A 17214-nucleotide genomic window follows, 5' to 3' on the forward strand; every position below is an offset into this window, starting at 1 on the left:
AAATATTATTCTGAAATACATTAATTAAATATACTATATTTATTATCTTATGTAAATCAAATCTATTTAATTATAGTGTATTATTATGGCAAAACTATTACATTTTAATTATGAATATAAGAAAGAGAAGCTTATAAGACCAAACTTCCCTTTTAGAACTCTCTATTTAATTTAAAACTCTCTTATCTTCTACCCTTTTAGTTATTTCTTCATTATCTAAATACTCTAAAATTGCTACTAAATACTTTCTAGAAACACCTAAAAGCTCCTTAGTTTCTCCTAAAGTAATAGAACCATTTTTATTTAGCCATTCTATTATTTTTTCTTTAACACCTTGTAATACCTCTTTGTGCATTACAACCTCTTCTGGAAGTTTAATTAAAGTGCCCTCTTCAATTAAAAGGTTATATATTTTTATATATTCCTTTTCTAACTTTTTATCTTCAATGAGCTCTTTTATCTTTGGAGAAACTATTCCACTTTCTAAATAAGCTTTTAATATTTTTTCCCTAATCCCCTTTTGAGCTTTTGTTAGTTTTATCTCAAAATCCTTTAGTGAAATTATATTAATCCCTTCCTTTATTATCTCTTTTTCCTTCATAAGTTCTAAGAAACTTTGGAATATTTTTTGCTTAATCTTATTTGAAAAACTCTTACTTCTAAGTTCTTCTTTATTCATCCCTACTTTTAATGGATTTTCTTCATGGAATCTTCTTAGAATTTCATAAATTTCTTCACTCTTTTTAGTGAAAAATTTATTATGAATAAATACTTTTGATTTACCATTATCTATTCCTATAATTTTCTTATCCTCACAAAGCTTTTCCAATATAAAATCTATATTTTCTATATTTCTTCCTAATCCTTTTATAACCTCTTGTGAATTTGGGAAGGTTTCACTTAAAGATAGTACTACATTTTCAACTATGTCCTCTATGCTTCCTTTTTCCATAAGCTTTAGTTCATTTAAATAATCCTCTTTAAACCTTTTAGCTTTTTTTGCTACGGGATTTATTATTTTACCTCCACCTAAGGTTGTCATAGGAGAATAATTTCTTATAACTAAGTTATCACCCTTTTGAGCACATATTTCACTTTCTAGTCTTAACTGTATATATGCCTCTTCACCAGGCTTTACCTCTTCTTTATCAAGTAGGACTATTCTTCCAAATATCTCTGATGTACCATGATATATTCTTACTCTCTGTCTATTAACTAAGTTTTTTTCATTAGACTTTAAGTATCTAAACTTACAATCTACCATGTAAGATGGCTGAATGGTATTAGAAGTACACACAACCATTCCTCTAGTTACTTCCTCTTTAGTAACTCCTGATAAGTTTAATGCACATCTTTGACCAGCTTCCCCCATTTCAACATTCTCATCATGAACTTGAATATTTCTAACTCTAGCTTCTATTCCACTTGGATTAATTTGGACTAAATCGCCTAATTTTACACTTCCACTTAATATAGTTCCTGTAGCTACTGTTCCAAATCCACTTACTGAAAAGCTTCTATCAACAGCTAGTCTAAAATGGCCTTCCTTATCCTTTTGCTCTATTTCTTCTACTGCACTATCTATCTCAGTTATTAATTCATCAATTCCTTCTTTAGTTTTAGAAGAAACCTCTATCATGGTTGCATCTTTAAAACTAGTTGATTTTAAATAATTCTTTATATCTTCTTTTATCATTTCTGCCCATTCTTCATCAACTAAATCCCTTTTAGTTAAAGCAACTATACACTTTTTAACTTCTAAAAGTTCTAATATTTCTAAATGTTCCTTTGTTTGAGGCATTATTCCTTCATCTAGGGCAATAATTAGAAGAACTACATCTAGTGATGTAGCTCCTGCTAACATATTTTTGATGAATTTTTCATGCCCTGGAACATCTATTATGCCTGCTCTTTTTCCTGAAGGCAAATCAAAGAAAGTAAACCCTAAGTTAATTGATATACCTCTTTTCTTTTCTTCATCAAGCTTATCAGTTTCCCTACCTGTTAAAGCCTTTATAAGAGTTGTTTTACCATGATCTATATGCCCTGATGTTCCTATAATCACATGTTTCATCTATTTTTCACCTATTTCCTTTAAAGCATTAAATATGACTTCATAATCATCTTCTAAGATTGTTCTAAGATCTATATAAACTGCCCCTTTATAAACTCTAGTTATTATAGGTATTTTATATTCTCTTAGCTCTCTTTCTAAATTAACTTCATTTATGCTATCTGAATCTATTCTAAGTAAATAAGTACTTAATTTACTATCTGGCATTGAACCTCCACCAACTGTTGATTCACCTTCTTCTATAGAAAACTTATAGAACTTATTTAATCTTTCTAAATTCTTATAAAGTCTATTAGCTCTTTCTTTTATTTCCTTTAAATCTAAAGTCATCATATGAAGAGTTGGTATTTTTTCAATTGCCTCTTTTTCATTTAAATAATGTTTTAAAGTAATTTCTAAAGCAGCTAAAGTAAATTTATCAACTCTTAGAGCTCTAGTTAATTGATTCCTTTTTATTTTATCTATGAATTTCTTTTTACCTACAATAATCCCAGCCTGCGCTCCACCAAGCATCTTATCTCCAGAAAATGTTACAACATCTACTCCATCTTCTAAACTTTCTATTACTGTAGGCTCTTTTTCTAATCCATATTTGCTTAAATCAATTAAAACACCACTTCCAATGTCCTCTATTACAGGTATATCCTTTTCCCTTGCTAAGTTACATATCTCATTAGCACTTACACTCTTAGTAAAACCTACTATTTTAAAGTTTGAGCTATGAACTTTTAGAAAGGCTCCAGTTTCTTCTGTTATGGCATCCTCATAATCATATAAATGTGTTCTATTAGTTGTTCCCACTTCTACAAGCTTAGCTCTTGAAAAATTCATAACTTCTGGAATTCTAAAAGAGCCCCCTATTTCTACAAGTTCCCCTCTAGAAACAATTACCTCTTTATTTTCACAAAGAGAATTTAATACAAGCATTATGGCCGCTGCATTATTATTTACCACTAAGGCTGCCTCAGCTCCTGTAATATCTTTTATGATACCTTCTATAAGGGAGTATCTAGATCCTCTTTCTCCCTTTTCTAAATCATACTCTAGATTGCTATAGCTTGAAGCGGCTAAAGCAACTGCTTCAGTGGCCTCTTTGCTTAACAAAGATCTTCCTAAATTAGTATGAATAACAACACCTGTTCCATTAATAACCCTTTTTAAATTTCTTTCTCTTTTTTTAAGTAATCTATGCTCACATTTACTCTTAGCTTCTTCCTTAGTTAAGGCATAATCTACCTCTTCATTTAGAATAGCTTTCCTATTTTCATTGATTATATCTCTTAAAGCACTTACAACTGTTTCTCTCCCATTTTCATTTAAAAAGTCCTCATTAAAAATACCAAGTATTTCATCTATCTTAGGCAAAGCTCTAAGAAGTTCTTTTGTCATGTTATCCTCCTAAAAATTACTCTACTACTATATATGCATCATTGAAATCTTCAACACGTCCTATAACAGCACTTTCTACCTCTAACTTTTCTAATCTAGTTAGTATGTCTATGTAATCTTTCTCTTTACAACTGATTAATAATCCACCTGATGTTTGAGGATCAAATAATATATCTTCCATCCAACTTTCAACATTATTTAGAAGATATTTTCCTTCTAAGTATCTTTTATTCTCATAACACCCAGCTGGTATTAATCCCATACTAGCATATTCTTTAGCTTCTTTAATAAATGGAATTGCATCTTTAAAGATTCTAAAGGTTTTTTTAGATGGTTCTGCCATTTCATATGCATGCCCTATTAGTGAAAATCCTGTTATATCCGTACATGATGTTATATTATAGTCAGTTATTATTTCACCTGCATACTTATTTAAATATGCCATTACTTTTACTGCTTTTTCATAAGCTTCCTTAGAAGCTATCTTAGCCTTAATAGCTGTATTTATTATTCCAAGACCAATTGGTTTAGTTAATATTAAAATATCACCTGTCTCTGATCCATAGTTTTTAAGAACTTTATCTGGGTGAACAATTCCTGTAACAGATAAACCATATTTAGGTTCATCATCTTGAACGGTATGTCCTCCAACTATTACAGCTCCAGCCTCTAATACCTTATCTGCTCCCCCTCTTAATATTTCACCTAATATATTCATATTTAAGCAATTAGGAAAACAAACTATATTTAATGCCACTATAGGCTTTCCTCCCATGGCATAAACATCACTTAAGGAGTTTGCTGCAGCTATCTGTCCAAAGGTATATGGATCATCTACTATTGGAGTAAAGAAATCTAATGTTTGTATTGTTGCCATTTCATCATTTAATTTATATACTGCCGCATCATCAGATGTATCTATTCCAACAATCAAATTTTTATCATTCATCTTTGGTAATTTACTTAAAATTTCTGAAAGAGCCCCCGGCCCTATTTTGGCTGCTCAGCCAGAAGTCTTTGATAGCTCAGTTAGTCTTTTTTCTATCATAAAACTCCACCTCTTTTCTAAATAATAATATTCATTATATCATATTACTTTATAGAAATTTTATCTTTTATCTTCTCTAATGTTTTTTCTCCTATACCACTTACATTTGTAATATCATCAACACTTTTAAATCCGCCAATTTCATCTCTATAATCTATTATGGCCTGTGCCTTACTTTCTCCTATTCCATTTAAGGTCATAAGTGTTTCTTTAGAGGCAGTATTTATATTTATAATTGAACTTTCATTTTTCTCACCTTTGTCACCTGATGAATTAGCAGGAATACTATTAGCAACTTCAGTATTTAAACTTTCATTTAAATTTGCCTCTTCACTTTCAACATCATTTATATTTTTAATCACTATACATTGTCCGTCACTTAAATATAAAGCTCTATTTATATTACTTAAATCTGCTTCATCAGTTGGTCCTCCTGCTTCTTCTATAAGCTCATAAATTCTACTTCCATTTTTTAATTCATAGACATTAGGCTTTTTTACCTCGCCCTTAATCTCTACAACTATTTTTTCTTCACCTAAGCTAGTTTCTTTTTCTTCTTTTTCACTTTCTATATCACTAACTTTTTCTTCTTTAATATTATTACTCTCTTCTTTCTTCGAATCTGATTCTTTTTCATTAAACTTTTCTAATTCATTATTCTCTTCTGATTCCTCTATATCTAAAAATAGTTTTTCCATATCACTATCACTTATTTTTTTATCATTTGTCTTTGAGTAACCAATAAATAAAAACAAAATGGCTATTATAGCAATTATTAAACTACCTATAATTTTTTCTTTTCTCTTCATGAACCCTCCATATTATATAATTCTTTAAGGTTTATTAAAAAATTAAAGTTTCAAAGCAATAAATTCTAATATTTCTTTAACATTATTGACAATTTCTCCATTTTTGAGTACCAAATTAATACAAATTTATAGAAAATATACTCTATTATTGTTATAATAATTATTGCAATTAAAATTAAAAATTTTGGAGGCTCTATGAGTATAAAGTTTAAGAATTTAAAAATAAAACTTAATTTTATAATATCTATGGCTTTTATCTTCTCTTTAATTTTAAGTACTAATGTTTTTGCTGAAAGTAATGTACCGGAAATTAAAGGTGAAGGAATGGTTCTTATGGATGGGACTACAGGGGAGGTTTTAGCTGAAAAAAATGCTAATGAAAAACTTGCTCCTGCATCTACTACTAAAACTATGACAGCTTTACTTACAGTAGAAAAAGCTAACTTAAATGATGTTGTTACTATAGGAAAGAATCCTCCTTTAGCTGAAGGAACCCGTGTTGGTCTTCAAGAAGGAGATAAATATACAGTTGAAGAATTGCTTAATGCATTATTAATACAATCAGCTAATGATGCTGCTGTAGCTTTAGCTGAACATATTTCTGGCTCTGAAGAAAAGTTTGCAAAGCTTATGAATGAGCGTGCAGAAGAATTAGGAGCTAAAAATACTCACTTTGTTAATGCTAGTGGACTTTTTGAGGATGATCATATGACTACCCCTTATGATCTAGCTCTAATAATGAATGTAGCTTCAAAAAATCCAATAATTGATGAAATTACAAAAAAAACAGTTTATGAAATGCCTAAAAGCATTGTAAGTGGAGAACCTATATGGGCAAATAATAATAATCAACTTATTCACCAAACAAGCCCATATTATAATAAAGATATTTTTTGTAACAAAACAGGATATACAACTAAATCAAGGCATACATTTACTTGTGCAGCTAAAAGGGGTGATAGAAAATTAATCCTTACCCTACTAGGTTATGACACTAAGGATCAATACTATGAAGATACAAAAAATCTTTTAGATTATGGCTTTGATAATTTTTCTTTAGTTAAATTATATTCTAAAAATGATGTTGTAAAAGAATATTACATTGATGATAAGAACACCTTATCTTTAGTAGTTCCTGAAGATATTTATAAAACATTTAAGAACTCTGAAATAGAGAACTTATCTACAGATGAAATAAAGAAAAATTTAAACATAGACTTTTCAGTAAAAGCAACTAAACCTATATCTAGGGGTACTGACATATTAAAAGATACTGATTCTTTTACTGGAACACTTATGATTGGAAATACTCCTTATAAAACCTTAAATCTTTTAAATAGTAATGATATAACTTATACAAGTTTTGAAAAACTTATGTTTAAATTAAAGGGTTTTAGTGGATTTTACATAGCTTTAGGTGTTATAGGTTTAATATTTTTAATAATCTTAATACTATTTATGATTAGACTTATATCAACTATAAAAAGAATAAGAAATAGAAAAAAACGTAATTCATATTTTTATAATTAAAAAACAAGTAGTTTTAAGCCAATGCTTAAAACTACTTGTTTTTTAATTTATTTATTAACTCTTTCATATCCTCTGGAAGATCTGCCCTTAAGCTTAAAGGCTTCTTTGTCTTTGGACTATAAAAATCTAATCCATAAGCATGCAGTGCCTGTCTTGATATAAACTCTTCATCCTCTGTTCCATATAAAGAATCTCCAAATATAGGATGACCTAAACTGCTTAGATGCACTCTTATCTGATGTGTTCTTCCTGTTTCTAGTAAACATTCAACTAAATCAGCACCCTTATAACTTTCTATAACCTTGTAGTGAGTTATGCTCTCTTGCCCTCTTTCATCTACAACCCTTTTTATAGTATCCTCTGCTGGTCTATAAATTGGTCTATTGATAGTTCCTTCTTTTTCTTCTAAATTTCCATGAACTATAGCTAAATATCTTTTTTGAAATTTATCAGTTTTCATTTCATTAGATAAAACCATATGAGCATATTGATTTTTACCTATGATTATAAGTCCTGAAGTATTCATATCTAATCTACTAACTAGTCTAACTATACAATCTTGATTACTCTCTTTAAAGTAATATAATATACCATTAGCTAAGGTTCCATTAGGATGGCTTCTTGTAGGATGTACAACCATAAAAGGTTTCTTATTTAAAACTAATATGTCACTATCCTCATAAACTATTTCTATATCCATTTTTTCTGGTTCAATATTTTGAGATTCCTTTTTTGAAAGCTCGATTTTTATCTCTTCACCAGTTTTAACAACATAGTTCATCTTTACAGCAACACCATCTACCTTAATTCTCTTGTCTATGGCTGCACTTCTTATTAATCTTGAAGATAATCCTAACTCTTCTTTTAAAAACTCTCTTATTTTTCTTTTATCATACTCTTTAGTTATTTTACTTTCTAAAATACTCATTTCATCTCTCCGAAATTTTTAAAGTCTTTTCCTAGTAATATTACTACATCATAAGTTCCATTTCCATCATACTTAGATGAAATGCCCTTTTTAATATTCTCTATCTTTAAATCATTTTCCATAAAAGCTCTAGAACTTTCATCCTTTATCAAAATCTCTGATTTTTCTCTTGGATCTCCATTTCCAACATCAACTTTATCATATCCGTTTTCATTTAATTGTTTTTGTACATTTGCAGCTAAGCCATTTATTTTTGTGCAATTTAAAACTTTTATGGATAAATCTCCTCTAGCAGCACTAGGAATAACATTTTTTCTTCCACTTAAATTACTACTGTTTAATTGACTTCTTAATTCTTTAGTAGCCTTTTCATCAGGAATATAATAAGAAACATTTCCAACATATTTACCTTCTCCAGGTAAAGTCATCATTTTTATATTATTCTTATCAGTCTCTAATCCTTTAAGTCCATATGCAACAGTAACATCTAAAGGAATATTAGTTTCTATATTTTTATTTAAAATCTCTGCTATACTATCTATCTTTGTTATGGTAGATACTGATAAAACCTTATCTATTACAGCATTTATAAACTTTTGTTGATTTTTTATTCTATCAACATCTCCATTTACTAATCCTGTACCATCATTATTTTTTCTCCATCTAAAAAACTCTTCAGCTTTTTTACCATCTAGGTGTACAGTTTCTCCCTTGTTGAAATGTATGTGTAAATCCTGCCCTGGATCGTCATAGTTCATATCCTGCTCTATATACATATCAATTCCACCAATGGCATCTATTATGCCTCTAAAGCCTTCATAATCAACTTTAACAACATAATCAACCTTAACCCCTAATATATTTCCAACAAGCTGTTTAACAAGCTTTTCTCCCCCAATTGGGTAAGCAGCATTTATTTTTTGAGACTTTCCTCCAATTTTTACTCTAGTATCTCTAGGTATAGATATTAACTTAGCCTCTTTTGTTATAGGATCAAAGTTTGCTAGAATTATGGTATCTGTTCTTTTAGCATCTTTATTTGATACATCACTTGTATCACCAATATCCATTCCTAATAAGAGTACATTAATTGGCTCTTCAACCTTTATTACATCCTGTTTTACGTCTTTAACTATATTAAAAACTTCCCCTAAAAAACTGCCATATTTAAAATAAAAATATCCAAAAATACTTATAAAAAAAATAAGAATAAAAGCTAAAGCACCTAAAATTATTCTTTTTACCAAGCTTTTTTTATTGATATTTTTCTTATCTTGTCTTTTTTCAAATCTATTTTCTTCATTCCCCATATAACCCTCTCCAATTATTTGATTATTTTTCTTGCATTATTAAGAAATTTCTTGCTTCTATAGTTAAGGGATGTATTAAATTGCCTTGTTTTATTACAAATAAAATTGTATTTTCTAAGCCTTTTAATACTCCTTTATCTAAATCTTCTCTTGTTATTTCTCTTAATTCTTCAACCCCTGGGAAATCTCTACCTGGCTCAATATAGTCAGCTATATATATTATTTTTTCTAGAGTACTCATATCTTTTTTGGCTAAAGTATGATATTTCACAGCATCTAAAACCATTTCATCCTCTATTCCAAACTTTTCTTTAGCTACTATGGCACCAACAAATCCATGTAAAACTTGAGGTGATTTTAAGGTTATTTCATCTAGTTCATAACCATGCTCTTCTAATATTTTTACTTGTTCATCTACAGGAATATATTTTGCTACATCATGAATTAATGCAGCTAATTCTGCCTTTTGTATATCTTCTCCATTTATTTTAGCAAGTTCTTTAGCAGTTTCAACAACCCCTAAAGTATGTGAGTATCTACTTCCCTTAATAGTCTCTTTAACATAATTATTTATTTCCTCTAATGACCACATAGTTACTCTCTCCTATACAAATTATATTTATCTATTATATCCACTACACCTGGCGGCAAAAAGAATTTAACTTCTAGAGAATCATGAACTCTTTCTCTTATAAGAGTAGAACTTATCTCTATATTAAGTAAATCTAAATATACTATATTAGTACAATATTCTCTATCAAACTCTTCTTTCCTCTTTAATAAATCATTTTTATCAAATCCAGGTCTATTAAAAACCACTAAATTACTAAATTTAAAAATTTCATTTATATTTTTCCATGAATTTAGGTTTATAAGACAATCTGCTCCGGTTATGAAATAGAGCTCTACTTCTTTAAAACTTTCATGTAAATATCTTAAAGTTTCATAAGTAAAGCTCAATCCTTTTTTCTCTATTTCATAGTTATTTATGGAAAAAAAGCTATATGGCTCTATAGCTTTTTTAACCATTTCATATCTAATTATTTCATCAGTTATATCTTTCCACTTCTTATGAGGTGGATTGCCTGCTGGCATGAATATAACTTCATCTAGTTCTAATATTTTATAGGCTTCATAAGCTATATAAATATGGCCTATGTGTATCGGGTCAAAAGTTCCACCAAATACTCCTATTTTTTTCATATTACTTCCCTTTTTTAGGTAATTCTATCTTAGGATTATTTTTTGATGCTCTGTAAAGAACTATTTTGTTTCCTATAGATTGAACCCCTTCACATCCTAATCTTTCACAGATGAAATTTGAAGCTTCTCTTGTCTCTAATCCACTATTTTCAAGAACATTTATTTTTAAAATTTCTCTTGCTTCTAAAGCATCATCAACTTGCTTTAAAAAGTTATCTTCTATTCCATTTTTACCTATTTGAAATATAGGAGTTAATTTAGCACCTAATCCTCTTAAATATGCTCTTTGTTTTGTTGTTATCATTATTTATCCTCCATTAATTATAGTAAGTATTCAAACTCAAAGTCGTTTAATCTTACCATATCTCCATCTTCTATTCCCATTTCTCTTAACTCATGGAATATTCCTTTATTATTAAGAACCTTATGGAAATATCTTAATGAATCAGGATCATTTACATTAACAGCTAATAATAATCTGTCTACAAATGAACCTTCTACTACATAAACCTTTAATCCATCTTCTTCTATTGGATTTATAGTATATGTAAACTTCTTATCCTCTGGAATGAATCTTTCATCTTCTGGGATTTCTAAATCAGTAACAGGAATATCTTTAAGCATTCTAGCTGCTTCTTTTATTACTTCCTCTACTCCTTGTGAAGTAGCTGCTGACATTTTAAATACCTTATCAAATCCCATTTTATTAACTTCAGCTTTGAAGTTTTCAAAAATTTCTTCATCAAATAACATATCGCATTTATTTGCTACTACTATTTGAGGTCTATCCCAAAGTTTAACACTGTAGTTCTTTAATTCTTCGTTGATTCTCTTGAAGTCTTCAACTGCGTCTCTTCCTTCAACTCCTGAAATATCAACAACGTGTATTAAAAGTCTTGTTCTTTCTATATGTCTTAAGAAGTCTAATCCAAGACCTACACCCTCTGAAGCTCCTTCTATAATACCTGGTACGTCTGCCATAACAAATGGCTCTATTCCTGGTACAGCAACAACTCCTAAATTAGGTTTTAAAGTTGTGAAGTGATAGTTAGCTATCTTTGGTTTAGCCTTAGTTACCACTGAAAGTAATGTTGATTTTCCAACGTTAGGGAATCCTAAAAGTCCTACGTCTGCTAATAGTTTTAATTCTAAAGCAACCCATCTTTCTTCCCCTGGCATTCCTGGCTCAGCAAAAGTTGGCGCCTGTCTTGTAGGTGTACAGAACTTACAATTTCCCTTACCACCTTTTCCACCTCTACAGATTGTATATGTATCATCTCTATGAGAAAGGTCTGCCATTACCTTATTAGTTTCAACATCTCTTATTATAGTTCCCATTGGAACCTTTATTGTTAAATTTTCACCATCTCTTCCGTAACATTTAGAACCTTGACCGTCCTGTCCTCTGCCTGCTACGAATTTTCTCTTATATTTGAAATCTAAAAGAGTTGTCATTCCTGGATCTACTACAAAAGTAACATCTCCACCTTTTCCACCATCTCCACCATCTGGTCCACCAAGTGGAACGTATTTTTCTCTTCTAAAAGAAACAGAACCATGACCACCATCTCCAGATTTCACAAATATCTTGGCCGTATCTATAAACATGTTTTCTCACCTTGCTTTCTCTATAAAATGTTCCTTTTTAGTATATTATAACCTTACTTTAATATAAAAACACAGCTTTTTTAATGCTATGTTCTCATATGGTTAATTTTTTTATTATTAATCAAAAAGCACCCTAAGTAAGGGTGCTTTTATAAAACTAAATATATTATTCAGCTATAACTTCTTCTACGTTTACTGGGTAAACAGAAGCTTTTTTCTTGTCTCTTCCAAGTCTTTCGTATTTAACAACACCATCGATCTTAGCGAATAAAGTATCGTCTCCACCTTTACCTACGTTAGCACCTGGATGAATCTTTGTTCCTCTTTGTCTTACTAAGATGTTTCCAGCAAGAACGAATTGTCCATCTGCACATTTAACACCAAGTCTTTTAGCTTCAGAATCTCTACCGTTCTTTGAGCTACCAACCCCTTTTTTATGTGCAAATAATTGAAGGTTCATTTTTAACATAGTCTACACCTCCTCTTTTATTATCTCTATATATTTACAACGCGTTTTCTTTCCTAAACTGCTATCCAGCCCTAGGACTAGACTCGCTAAGCTCATTTCAAAAGTTTTAAGTAAAACTTGAGCTTCAACTATCTCTTCATGATTAAACCCATTTAGATCTAGTTTTAAATATCCATCACTCATTTCATAGTTTACATTAAGTTTTAAAACCTCATCTAAACCAATGATTGCACTTTGAGATAATACTGATACGGAATTACATATCATATCGTACGCCTCTCCAGCTAGAATAGCATCTCTGCATTCCATTGCGTGTCCTTTAATAGTGAAGGAAATTATGTTATCTTCTTTTGATTGAAATTTAACTCTAATCATATCAGAAAATTAAGCTTCGATCTTTTCGATAACGATCTTAGTGTAAGGTTGTCTGTGACCATTTTTTCTTCTGTAGTCTTTCTTTCTTTTGTATTTGAATACAACAACTTTCTTAGCTTTTCCTTGAGCTAATACTTTTGCTACAACCTTAGCACCCTCAACTACTGGTGCACCAACTTTGATTTCTCCGTCTTTAGCGACTGCAAGAACTTCTGTTAATTCAACTGTTGAGTCAACTTCAGCGTTAAGTTTTTCAACGAATAATACGTCTCCTTCTTGAACTCTGTATTGTTTTCCTCCTGTAGTTAATACTGCGTACATTAAAACACCTCCTCATAACGGTCTCGCCACTTAAGGTAAACTAATTAAAGTTATTTTTAAAACCTATTCGTGAGCGGTTTACAAAAGCCATTCTATCATAGCTAAAGCCTTTTGTAAAGCTAAATTTAATATTTTTCGATATTCTTCACCAAATACTCTTTTACGCTTTCTATTTGATTTTTAAAGATCAATGGTTCTACTTTATAAAAGTCTTTAGATTCTTGAAAATTCAAGTAAATATTTAAATCTAATGCTCCAATTTCTTTTAAAAACTCAAAAATATTTCCTCTAATATCTTTTTCATAAATAGAGTTTATTTCTATATGGAAATCTTTTATCTTTCCTTCTCCATTTTTCTTCAAAATCTCATTTCTTAAAAGAAGATTTATATAAGATAACTTTAATCTCTTTCCATGACCATTACATGCTAAGCAATTTTCTTCTATATATTCATAAATACTTTTTCCTTTTCTATATCTTGTTATTTGTACCAATCCAAGTTCTGTAAAAGGAAAAATTTTAGCTCTTTGGCTATCACTTTTAAATTCATCTTTTAATATTTCTAATATTTTTTTCTTGTTTTCCTGTGAATACATATCTATAAAATCAACTAATATTATTCCACCTAAATTTCTAATTTTAATTTGTCTAGCAATTTCTATTGCCGCATTTTTATTAGTTTCATAGGCAGTTTTTTCTTTATTTTTATGATTTGTATTCTTACCTGAATTGACATCTATAACATACATAGCCTCTGTTTTTTCTATAACTATGTCTCCACCACAATTTAAATTAACTCTATTATTTCTAAGGCTAAGAATTTCTTTTTCAATACCATAATAATCAAAAAGACTTCTAGCATCATCATAAAGAATTACTTTTAAATATTCAGAATTAGAAATACTATCTTTTATTCTTTCGTAATCTTCTATAGAATCAACAATTATTGAAGAAGTATAAGCATCAATGTCATCTCTAATTATCTTATTAATAAGGTCTCCTTTACCCAATAATCTTTTTGGATTTAAGGAGAATTTACCTTCTCTAATAACCTCTTTATAGTTTCTATATAGTTCTTCTATTTCTTCTTGAATCTCAAAAATACTAGCTGATTGGGCTTTTGTCCTAACAGTAACCCCTAATTCACTTGGTTTTATCAATGAATTTTCAAGTTCTTTTTTAAACTCTAGATCTTCTATTTTTCTTGAAATTGAAATATCATTTCTTGAAGTTTCTAAAACACAATATCTTCCTGCTAAAGATATTTTTGAAGTAACTTTTGCCCCTTTACTTCCAAATTGCTCTTTTAATACTTCAACAATTATTCCATCTCCTTGTTTTAGATCTTTTTCCTCTTCTCCAAGTATCATATAGGCCTGTTTACTATACCCAATATCTATAAAGGCACTCTTTATTCCTGGAACTACTCTTTTAACTATGCCTTTATATATCTCTCCTTGAACAGGTTCTAGACTTTCTTCTTCTATATAGCACTCACTTAAAAGATTATTTTTCTTTATGGCAACCCTTAATAAATTTTCTCTTCTTTCTACGTATATATCTCTCATGAATTCACTTCCTAATTTAGATGTATTTATATAGAGGAACTAATGTATCCCCTTTGTATGCATACATCTCAACTCTTTTTATTTCTACGAAAGCTTCTTCATTAACATTTGATGTATTTTCTTTTATAACATTTGCTAAAAGATCTGCTGAAAGATTTTCTCTACTTCCACAGCTTATAGTTGTATTTACAATTAAATAATTGTCCTTAGTCCAACATTTAAAATCTTTTATAAATGGTTTTATATCCGCTTCTTTTTCACCTTTTTTAGTTCTTTTTATTGTTATTATTTCTTTTTGAGCCATTAAAGCATTAACTTCTTCTTCAGCCTTAGAAATATCATTATATCTTATTTTTATTGTATAATTTGCAGCATCTAAAAGAGCCATAGCTGCTGGTAATCTCTTAACATTGTGTATAACTGGACTCTTTGAAACTTCTAAAAATCTAATACCATTTGCTGAGAATTCATTTAACTTTTCTTTTACTGCCTCTTCATTCATATCTTCAGTTAAATTTAAGTCTAGATAATCTCCCTCAGAATATACACCAACTGATAAAGGTTGTGCTATTGCTAAGGCCATATGAGGGTTAAATCCTTTTGAATATTCAACTGGAAGCTCAGCTCTTCTTACTATTCTTTGAATTGTTCTCATTAAATCTAAGTGAGAAACAAATTTTATATCTGCATCTTTAGTAAATTTAATTAAGTATCGCACCTTCAAAACACTCCCCATCTTTAAAGTTTACATTTACTCCACAACCTGTACATCCTTTTCTACAGTTTTGAGTAGGTTCACCAGTTTTAGCTTTTTCATTTTCTCTTTCAAGATATTTTCTTGTTACTCCAATATCTATGAAATCCCATGGTAAAATTTCATCGTAGCTTCTTTGTCTGTAAACATAGAAATCTCCATCTACATTACACTCAGCTAAAGCTTCTTGCCATAATTCAAAGTCAAAGTATTCTGACCATCCGTCGAATTTAGCACCTTTTTCGTAAGCTTTTATTAATACATCACAAAGTCTTCTATCTCCTCTAGCTAAAACAGCTTCCATATATGATGTTTTTTGCTCATGATAGTTATAAACTATGCTTCTTGATTTTATAGCACCTTTAACAGCATTGATTTTCTCAGTTACAATGTCCATTTTTTCCATTGGTGCCCATTGGAATGGTGTAAATGGTTTTGGTACAAGAATAGAAGTACTTACAGTAATTCTAAGTCCTTTATTTCTTATATGTTTAGGTACAGCAAAGTATTGATCAGCTATTTTTTCTGCTAATAATCCTATTTCTGCAGCATCCTCAACTGTTTCATAAGGAACTCCAAGTATAAAGTATAATTTTATTGTACTCCACCCTGATTCAAAAGCATTTTTAGCTGCTTCTAATATTCTTTCCTCTGATAATCCTTTATTTATAACATCTCTCATTCTTTGAGAACCAGCCTCTGGCGCAAAAGTTAAACCAGTTTTTCTAACCTTTTGAATTTCTTTTAATAGATCAACTGAGAAAGCATCTACTCTTATTGATGGTAAGGCAACACTTACATTATTTTTTCCGTGCTCTTCTATAAGATCTTTTACCAAGCCTTGAATATCAGAATAATCACAAGTACTTAGTGAAACTAATGAAACCTCATCATATCCTGTAGCTTTAAGCATTTTTCTAGCTTGATCTAATAAAGTTTTTCTGCTCTTTTCTCTAACTGGTCTGTATATCATTCCAGCTTGACAGAATCTACATCCATTAGTACATCCTCTAAATAATTCTAAAACAACTCTGTCATGAACTATTTCACTATAAGGTACTATTAAACTTTCTGGGAAATCAACTTGGTCAAAGTTATTTATGATTCTCTTTTTAACCTTTTTAGGTACATCATCGTACTTAGGTATAAATTCTTTTATTGTTCCGTCTTCGTTGTATGTAACATCATATAATGATGGAATATAAACACTTGGAATATGACTAGCTTCTCTTAAATAAGCTTCCTTGTTAAAGTTATCTTTATGTTTTTGATAAAGATCTAAAAGATCATTTAATCCTTCTTCACCTTCACCTAATTGGAATATGTCAACTATATCATATAAAGGCTCTGGATTATATGCACAAGGTCCACCAGCTATTACTAAAGGATCCTTCTCTGTTCTTTCTGATGCTCTAAGTGGAATTCCACCCATGTTTAGCATATTTAATATATTTGTATAACTCATTTCGTATTGAAGAGTAAATGCTAAAAAGTTGAATTCATTTATAGGATCTTTAGTTTCTAAAGCGTATAAAGGAATATTATTTTCTCTCATAAGCTTTTCCATGTCTGGCCATGGAGCATATACTCTTTCACAATATGTATCTTTTCTTTGATTTAAAACATGATATAAAATTCTTGATCCTAAGTGAGACATCCCTACTTCATAAACATCTGGGAAGCAAAATCCAAATCTTATATCAACTTCTTTTGGGTCTTTTATCACTTCATTAAGTTCTCCACCTACATATCTAGATGGCTTCTCAACTCTATATAAAATATCATCAGTTATTCTTACCATTTAGTTTCCTCCTACATTTTTATAAAA

Annotated in this window: 17 protein-coding genes; 1 reads left to right on the top strand and 16 read right to left on the bottom strand. The window is 29.8% G+C overall.

Going from position 1 to position 17214, the window contains the following annotated elements:
- Positions 1-166 precede the first annotated feature (166 nt).
- From selB to CPF_RS11575, 4 genes are read right to left on the bottom strand one after another with little or no spacing between them, the layout of a single operon-like run.
- Complete coding sequence (gene selB, locus CPF_RS11560) at positions 167-2074, bottom strand: selenocysteine-specific translation elongation factor (protein ID WP_003454944.1); 1908 nt, start codon at positions 2072-2074, stop codon at positions 167-169.
- Positions 2075-3463 carry an L-seryl-tRNA(Sec) selenium transferase gene (gene selA / locus CPF_RS11565; protein WP_003455025.1) on the bottom strand — a complete coding sequence of 463 codons (1389 nt, stop codon included), beginning with the start codon at positions 3461-3463 and terminating at the stop codon, positions 2075-2077.
- Between the two features lie 16 nt (positions 3464-3479).
- Positions 3480-4511 carry a selenide, water dikinase SelD gene (selD, locus tag CPF_RS11570; protein ID WP_011591056.1) on the bottom strand — a complete coding sequence of 344 codons (1032 nt, stop codon included), beginning with the start codon at positions 4509-4511 and terminating at the stop codon, positions 3480-3482.
- 44 nt (positions 4512-4555) lie between these two features.
- Positions 4556-5320 (bottom strand): ComEA family DNA-binding protein, encoded by a 765-nt coding sequence (locus CPF_RS11575; RefSeq protein ID WP_003454885.1) that lies wholly within the window; start codon positions 5318-5320, stop codon positions 4556-4558.
- A gap of 195 nt (positions 5321-5515) precedes the next feature.
- Between CPF_RS11575 and CPF_RS11580 the strand changes: the two genes are divergently transcribed.
- Positions 5516-6850: a D-alanyl-D-alanine carboxypeptidase family protein gene (locus tag CPF_RS11580; RefSeq protein ID WP_003455081.1), complete on the top strand. Its 1335-nt coding sequence runs from the start codon at positions 5516-5518 to the stop codon at positions 6848-6850.
- Between the two features lie 31 nt (positions 6851-6881).
- Here the strand turns inward: CPF_RS11580 and CPF_RS11585 are convergent, their stop codons facing one another.
- The 12 genes from CPF_RS11585 to CPF_RS11640 all read right to left on the bottom strand — a co-directional run bounded on the left by CPF_RS11585 (position 6882) and on the right by CPF_RS11640 (position 17187).
- On the bottom strand, positions 6882-7778 hold the full coding sequence (locus CPF_RS11585) for an RluA family pseudouridine synthase (protein WP_003455017.1): 897 nt from the start codon (positions 7776-7778) through the stop codon (positions 6882-6884).
- Complete coding sequence (locus tag CPF_RS11590) at positions 7775-9088, bottom strand: LCP family protein (protein WP_011591057.1); 1314 nt, start codon at positions 9086-9088, stop codon at positions 7775-7777. Before CPF_RS11590 ends, CPF_RS11585 begins: the two co-directional genes overlap by 4 nt.
- Before the next feature lie 22 nt (positions 9089-9110).
- Positions 9111-9680 carry a bis(5'-nucleosyl)-tetraphosphatase (symmetrical) YqeK gene (yqeK, locus tag CPF_RS11595; protein ID WP_003454731.1) on the bottom strand — a complete coding sequence of 190 codons (570 nt, stop codon included), beginning with the start codon at positions 9678-9680 and terminating at the stop codon, positions 9111-9113.
- 2 nt (positions 9681-9682) lie between these two features.
- The gene (gene nadD, locus CPF_RS11600) at positions 9683-10291 is read right to left on the bottom strand and encodes a nicotinate-nucleotide adenylyltransferase (protein WP_003453701.1); all 609 of its coding nucleotides are present in this window, start codon (positions 10289-10291) and stop codon (positions 9683-9685) included.
- 1 nt (position 10292) lies between these two features.
- Positions 10293-10595, bottom strand: a complete 303-nt coding sequence (gene yhbY / locus CPF_RS11605) for a ribosome assembly RNA-binding protein YhbY (protein WP_003453740.1) — start codon at positions 10593-10595, stop codon at positions 10293-10295.
- 17 nt (positions 10596-10612) lie between these two features.
- Entirely contained in the window at positions 10613-11899 is a 1287-nt protein-coding gene (gene obgE / locus CPF_RS11610; RefSeq protein WP_003454769.1) for a GTPase ObgE, read from the bottom strand.
- A gap of 166 nt (positions 11900-12065) precedes the next feature.
- Positions 12066-12368, bottom strand: coding sequence for a 50S ribosomal protein L27 (gene rpmA, locus CPF_RS11615; RefSeq protein ID WP_003454907.1), 303 nt, complete (start codon positions 12366-12368; stop codon positions 12066-12068).
- 3 nt (positions 12369-12371) lie between these two features.
- Positions 12372-12743 carry a ribosomal-processing cysteine protease Prp gene (locus CPF_RS11620; RefSeq protein ID WP_003478582.1) on the bottom strand — a complete coding sequence of 124 codons (372 nt, stop codon included), beginning with the start codon at positions 12741-12743 and terminating at the stop codon, positions 12372-12374.
- A gap of 9 nt (positions 12744-12752) precedes the next feature.
- Positions 12753-13064, bottom strand: coding sequence for a 50S ribosomal protein L21 (gene rplU / locus CPF_RS11625; protein ID WP_003452389.1), 312 nt, complete (start codon positions 13062-13064; stop codon positions 12753-12755).
- A 125-nt stretch (positions 13065-13189) separates the two neighbouring features.
- Positions 13190-14632: an Rne/Rng family ribonuclease gene (locus CPF_RS11630; RefSeq protein ID WP_003455169.1), complete on the bottom strand. Its 1443-nt coding sequence runs from the start codon at positions 14630-14632 to the stop codon at positions 13190-13192.
- 16 nt (positions 14633-14648) lie between these two features.
- Positions 14649-15350 (bottom strand): TIGR03936 family radical SAM-associated protein, encoded by a 702-nt coding sequence (locus tag CPF_RS11635; protein WP_003455013.1) that lies wholly within the window; start codon positions 15348-15350, stop codon positions 14649-14651.
- A complete protein-coding gene (locus CPF_RS11640) occupies positions 15334-17187 on the bottom strand; it encodes a TIGR03960 family B12-binding radical SAM protein (RefSeq protein WP_004457875.1) in 1854 nt (617 codons plus the stop codon). Before CPF_RS11640 ends, CPF_RS11635 begins: the two co-directional genes overlap by 17 nt.
- Positions 17188-17214 lie beyond the last annotated feature (27 nt).

The organism is Clostridium perfringens ATCC 13124, from assembly GCF_000013285.1.
GTDB lineage: Bacteria > Bacillota > Clostridia > Clostridiales > Clostridiaceae > Sarcina > Sarcina perfringens.

Coding starts and splice junctions, on each gene's coding strand:
- selB (WP_003454944.1), bottom strand. CDS start 2,074: ATGAAACATGTGATTATAGGAACATCAGGGCATATAGATCATGGTAAA.
- selA (WP_003455025.1), bottom strand. CDS start 3,463: ATGACAAAAGAACTTCTTAGAGCTTTGCCTAAGATAGATGAAATACTT.
- CPF_RS11575 (WP_003454885.1), bottom strand. CDS start 5,320: ATGAAGAGAAAAGAAAAAATTATAGGTAGTTTAATAATTGCTATAATA.
- CPF_RS11580 (WP_003455081.1), top strand. CDS start 5,516: ATGAGTATAAAGTTTAAGAATTTAAAAATAAAACTTAATTTTATAATA.
- CPF_RS11585 (WP_003455017.1), bottom strand. CDS start 7,778: ATGAGTATTTTAGAAAGTAAAATAACTAAAGAGTATGATAAAAGAAAA.
- CPF_RS11590 (WP_011591057.1), bottom strand. CDS start 9,088: ATGGGGAATGAAGAAAATAGATTTGAAAAAAGACAAGATAAGAAAAAT.
- yqeK (WP_003454731.1), bottom strand. CDS start 9,680: ATGTGGTCATTAGAGGAAATAAATAATTATGTTAAAGAGACTATTAAG.
- nadD (WP_003453701.1), bottom strand. CDS start 10,291: ATGAAAAAAATAGGAGTATTTGGTGGAACTTTTGACCCGATACACATA.
- yhbY (WP_003453740.1), bottom strand. CDS start 10,595: ATGATAACAACAAAACAAAGAGCATATTTAAGAGGATTAGGTGCTAAA.
- obgE (WP_003454769.1), bottom strand. CDS start 11,899: ATGTTTATAGATACGGCCAAGATATTTGTGAAATCTGGAGATGGTGGT.
- rpmA (WP_003454907.1), bottom strand. CDS start 12,368: ATGTTAAAAATGAACCTTCAATTATTTGCACATAAAAAAGGGGTTGGT.
- CPF_RS11620 (WP_003478582.1), bottom strand. CDS start 12,743: ATGATTAGAGTTAAATTTCAATCAAAAGAAGATAACATAATTTCCTTC.
- rplU (WP_003452389.1), bottom strand. CDS start 13,064: ATGTACGCAGTATTAACTACAGGAGGAAAACAATACAGAGTTCAAGAA.
- CPF_RS11630 (WP_003455169.1), bottom strand. CDS start 14,632: ATGAGAGATATATACGTAGAAAGAAGAGAAAATTTATTAAGGGTTGCC.
- CPF_RS11640 (WP_004457875.1), bottom strand. CDS start 17,187: ATGGTAAGAATAACTGATGATATTTTATATAGAGTTGAGAAGCCATCT.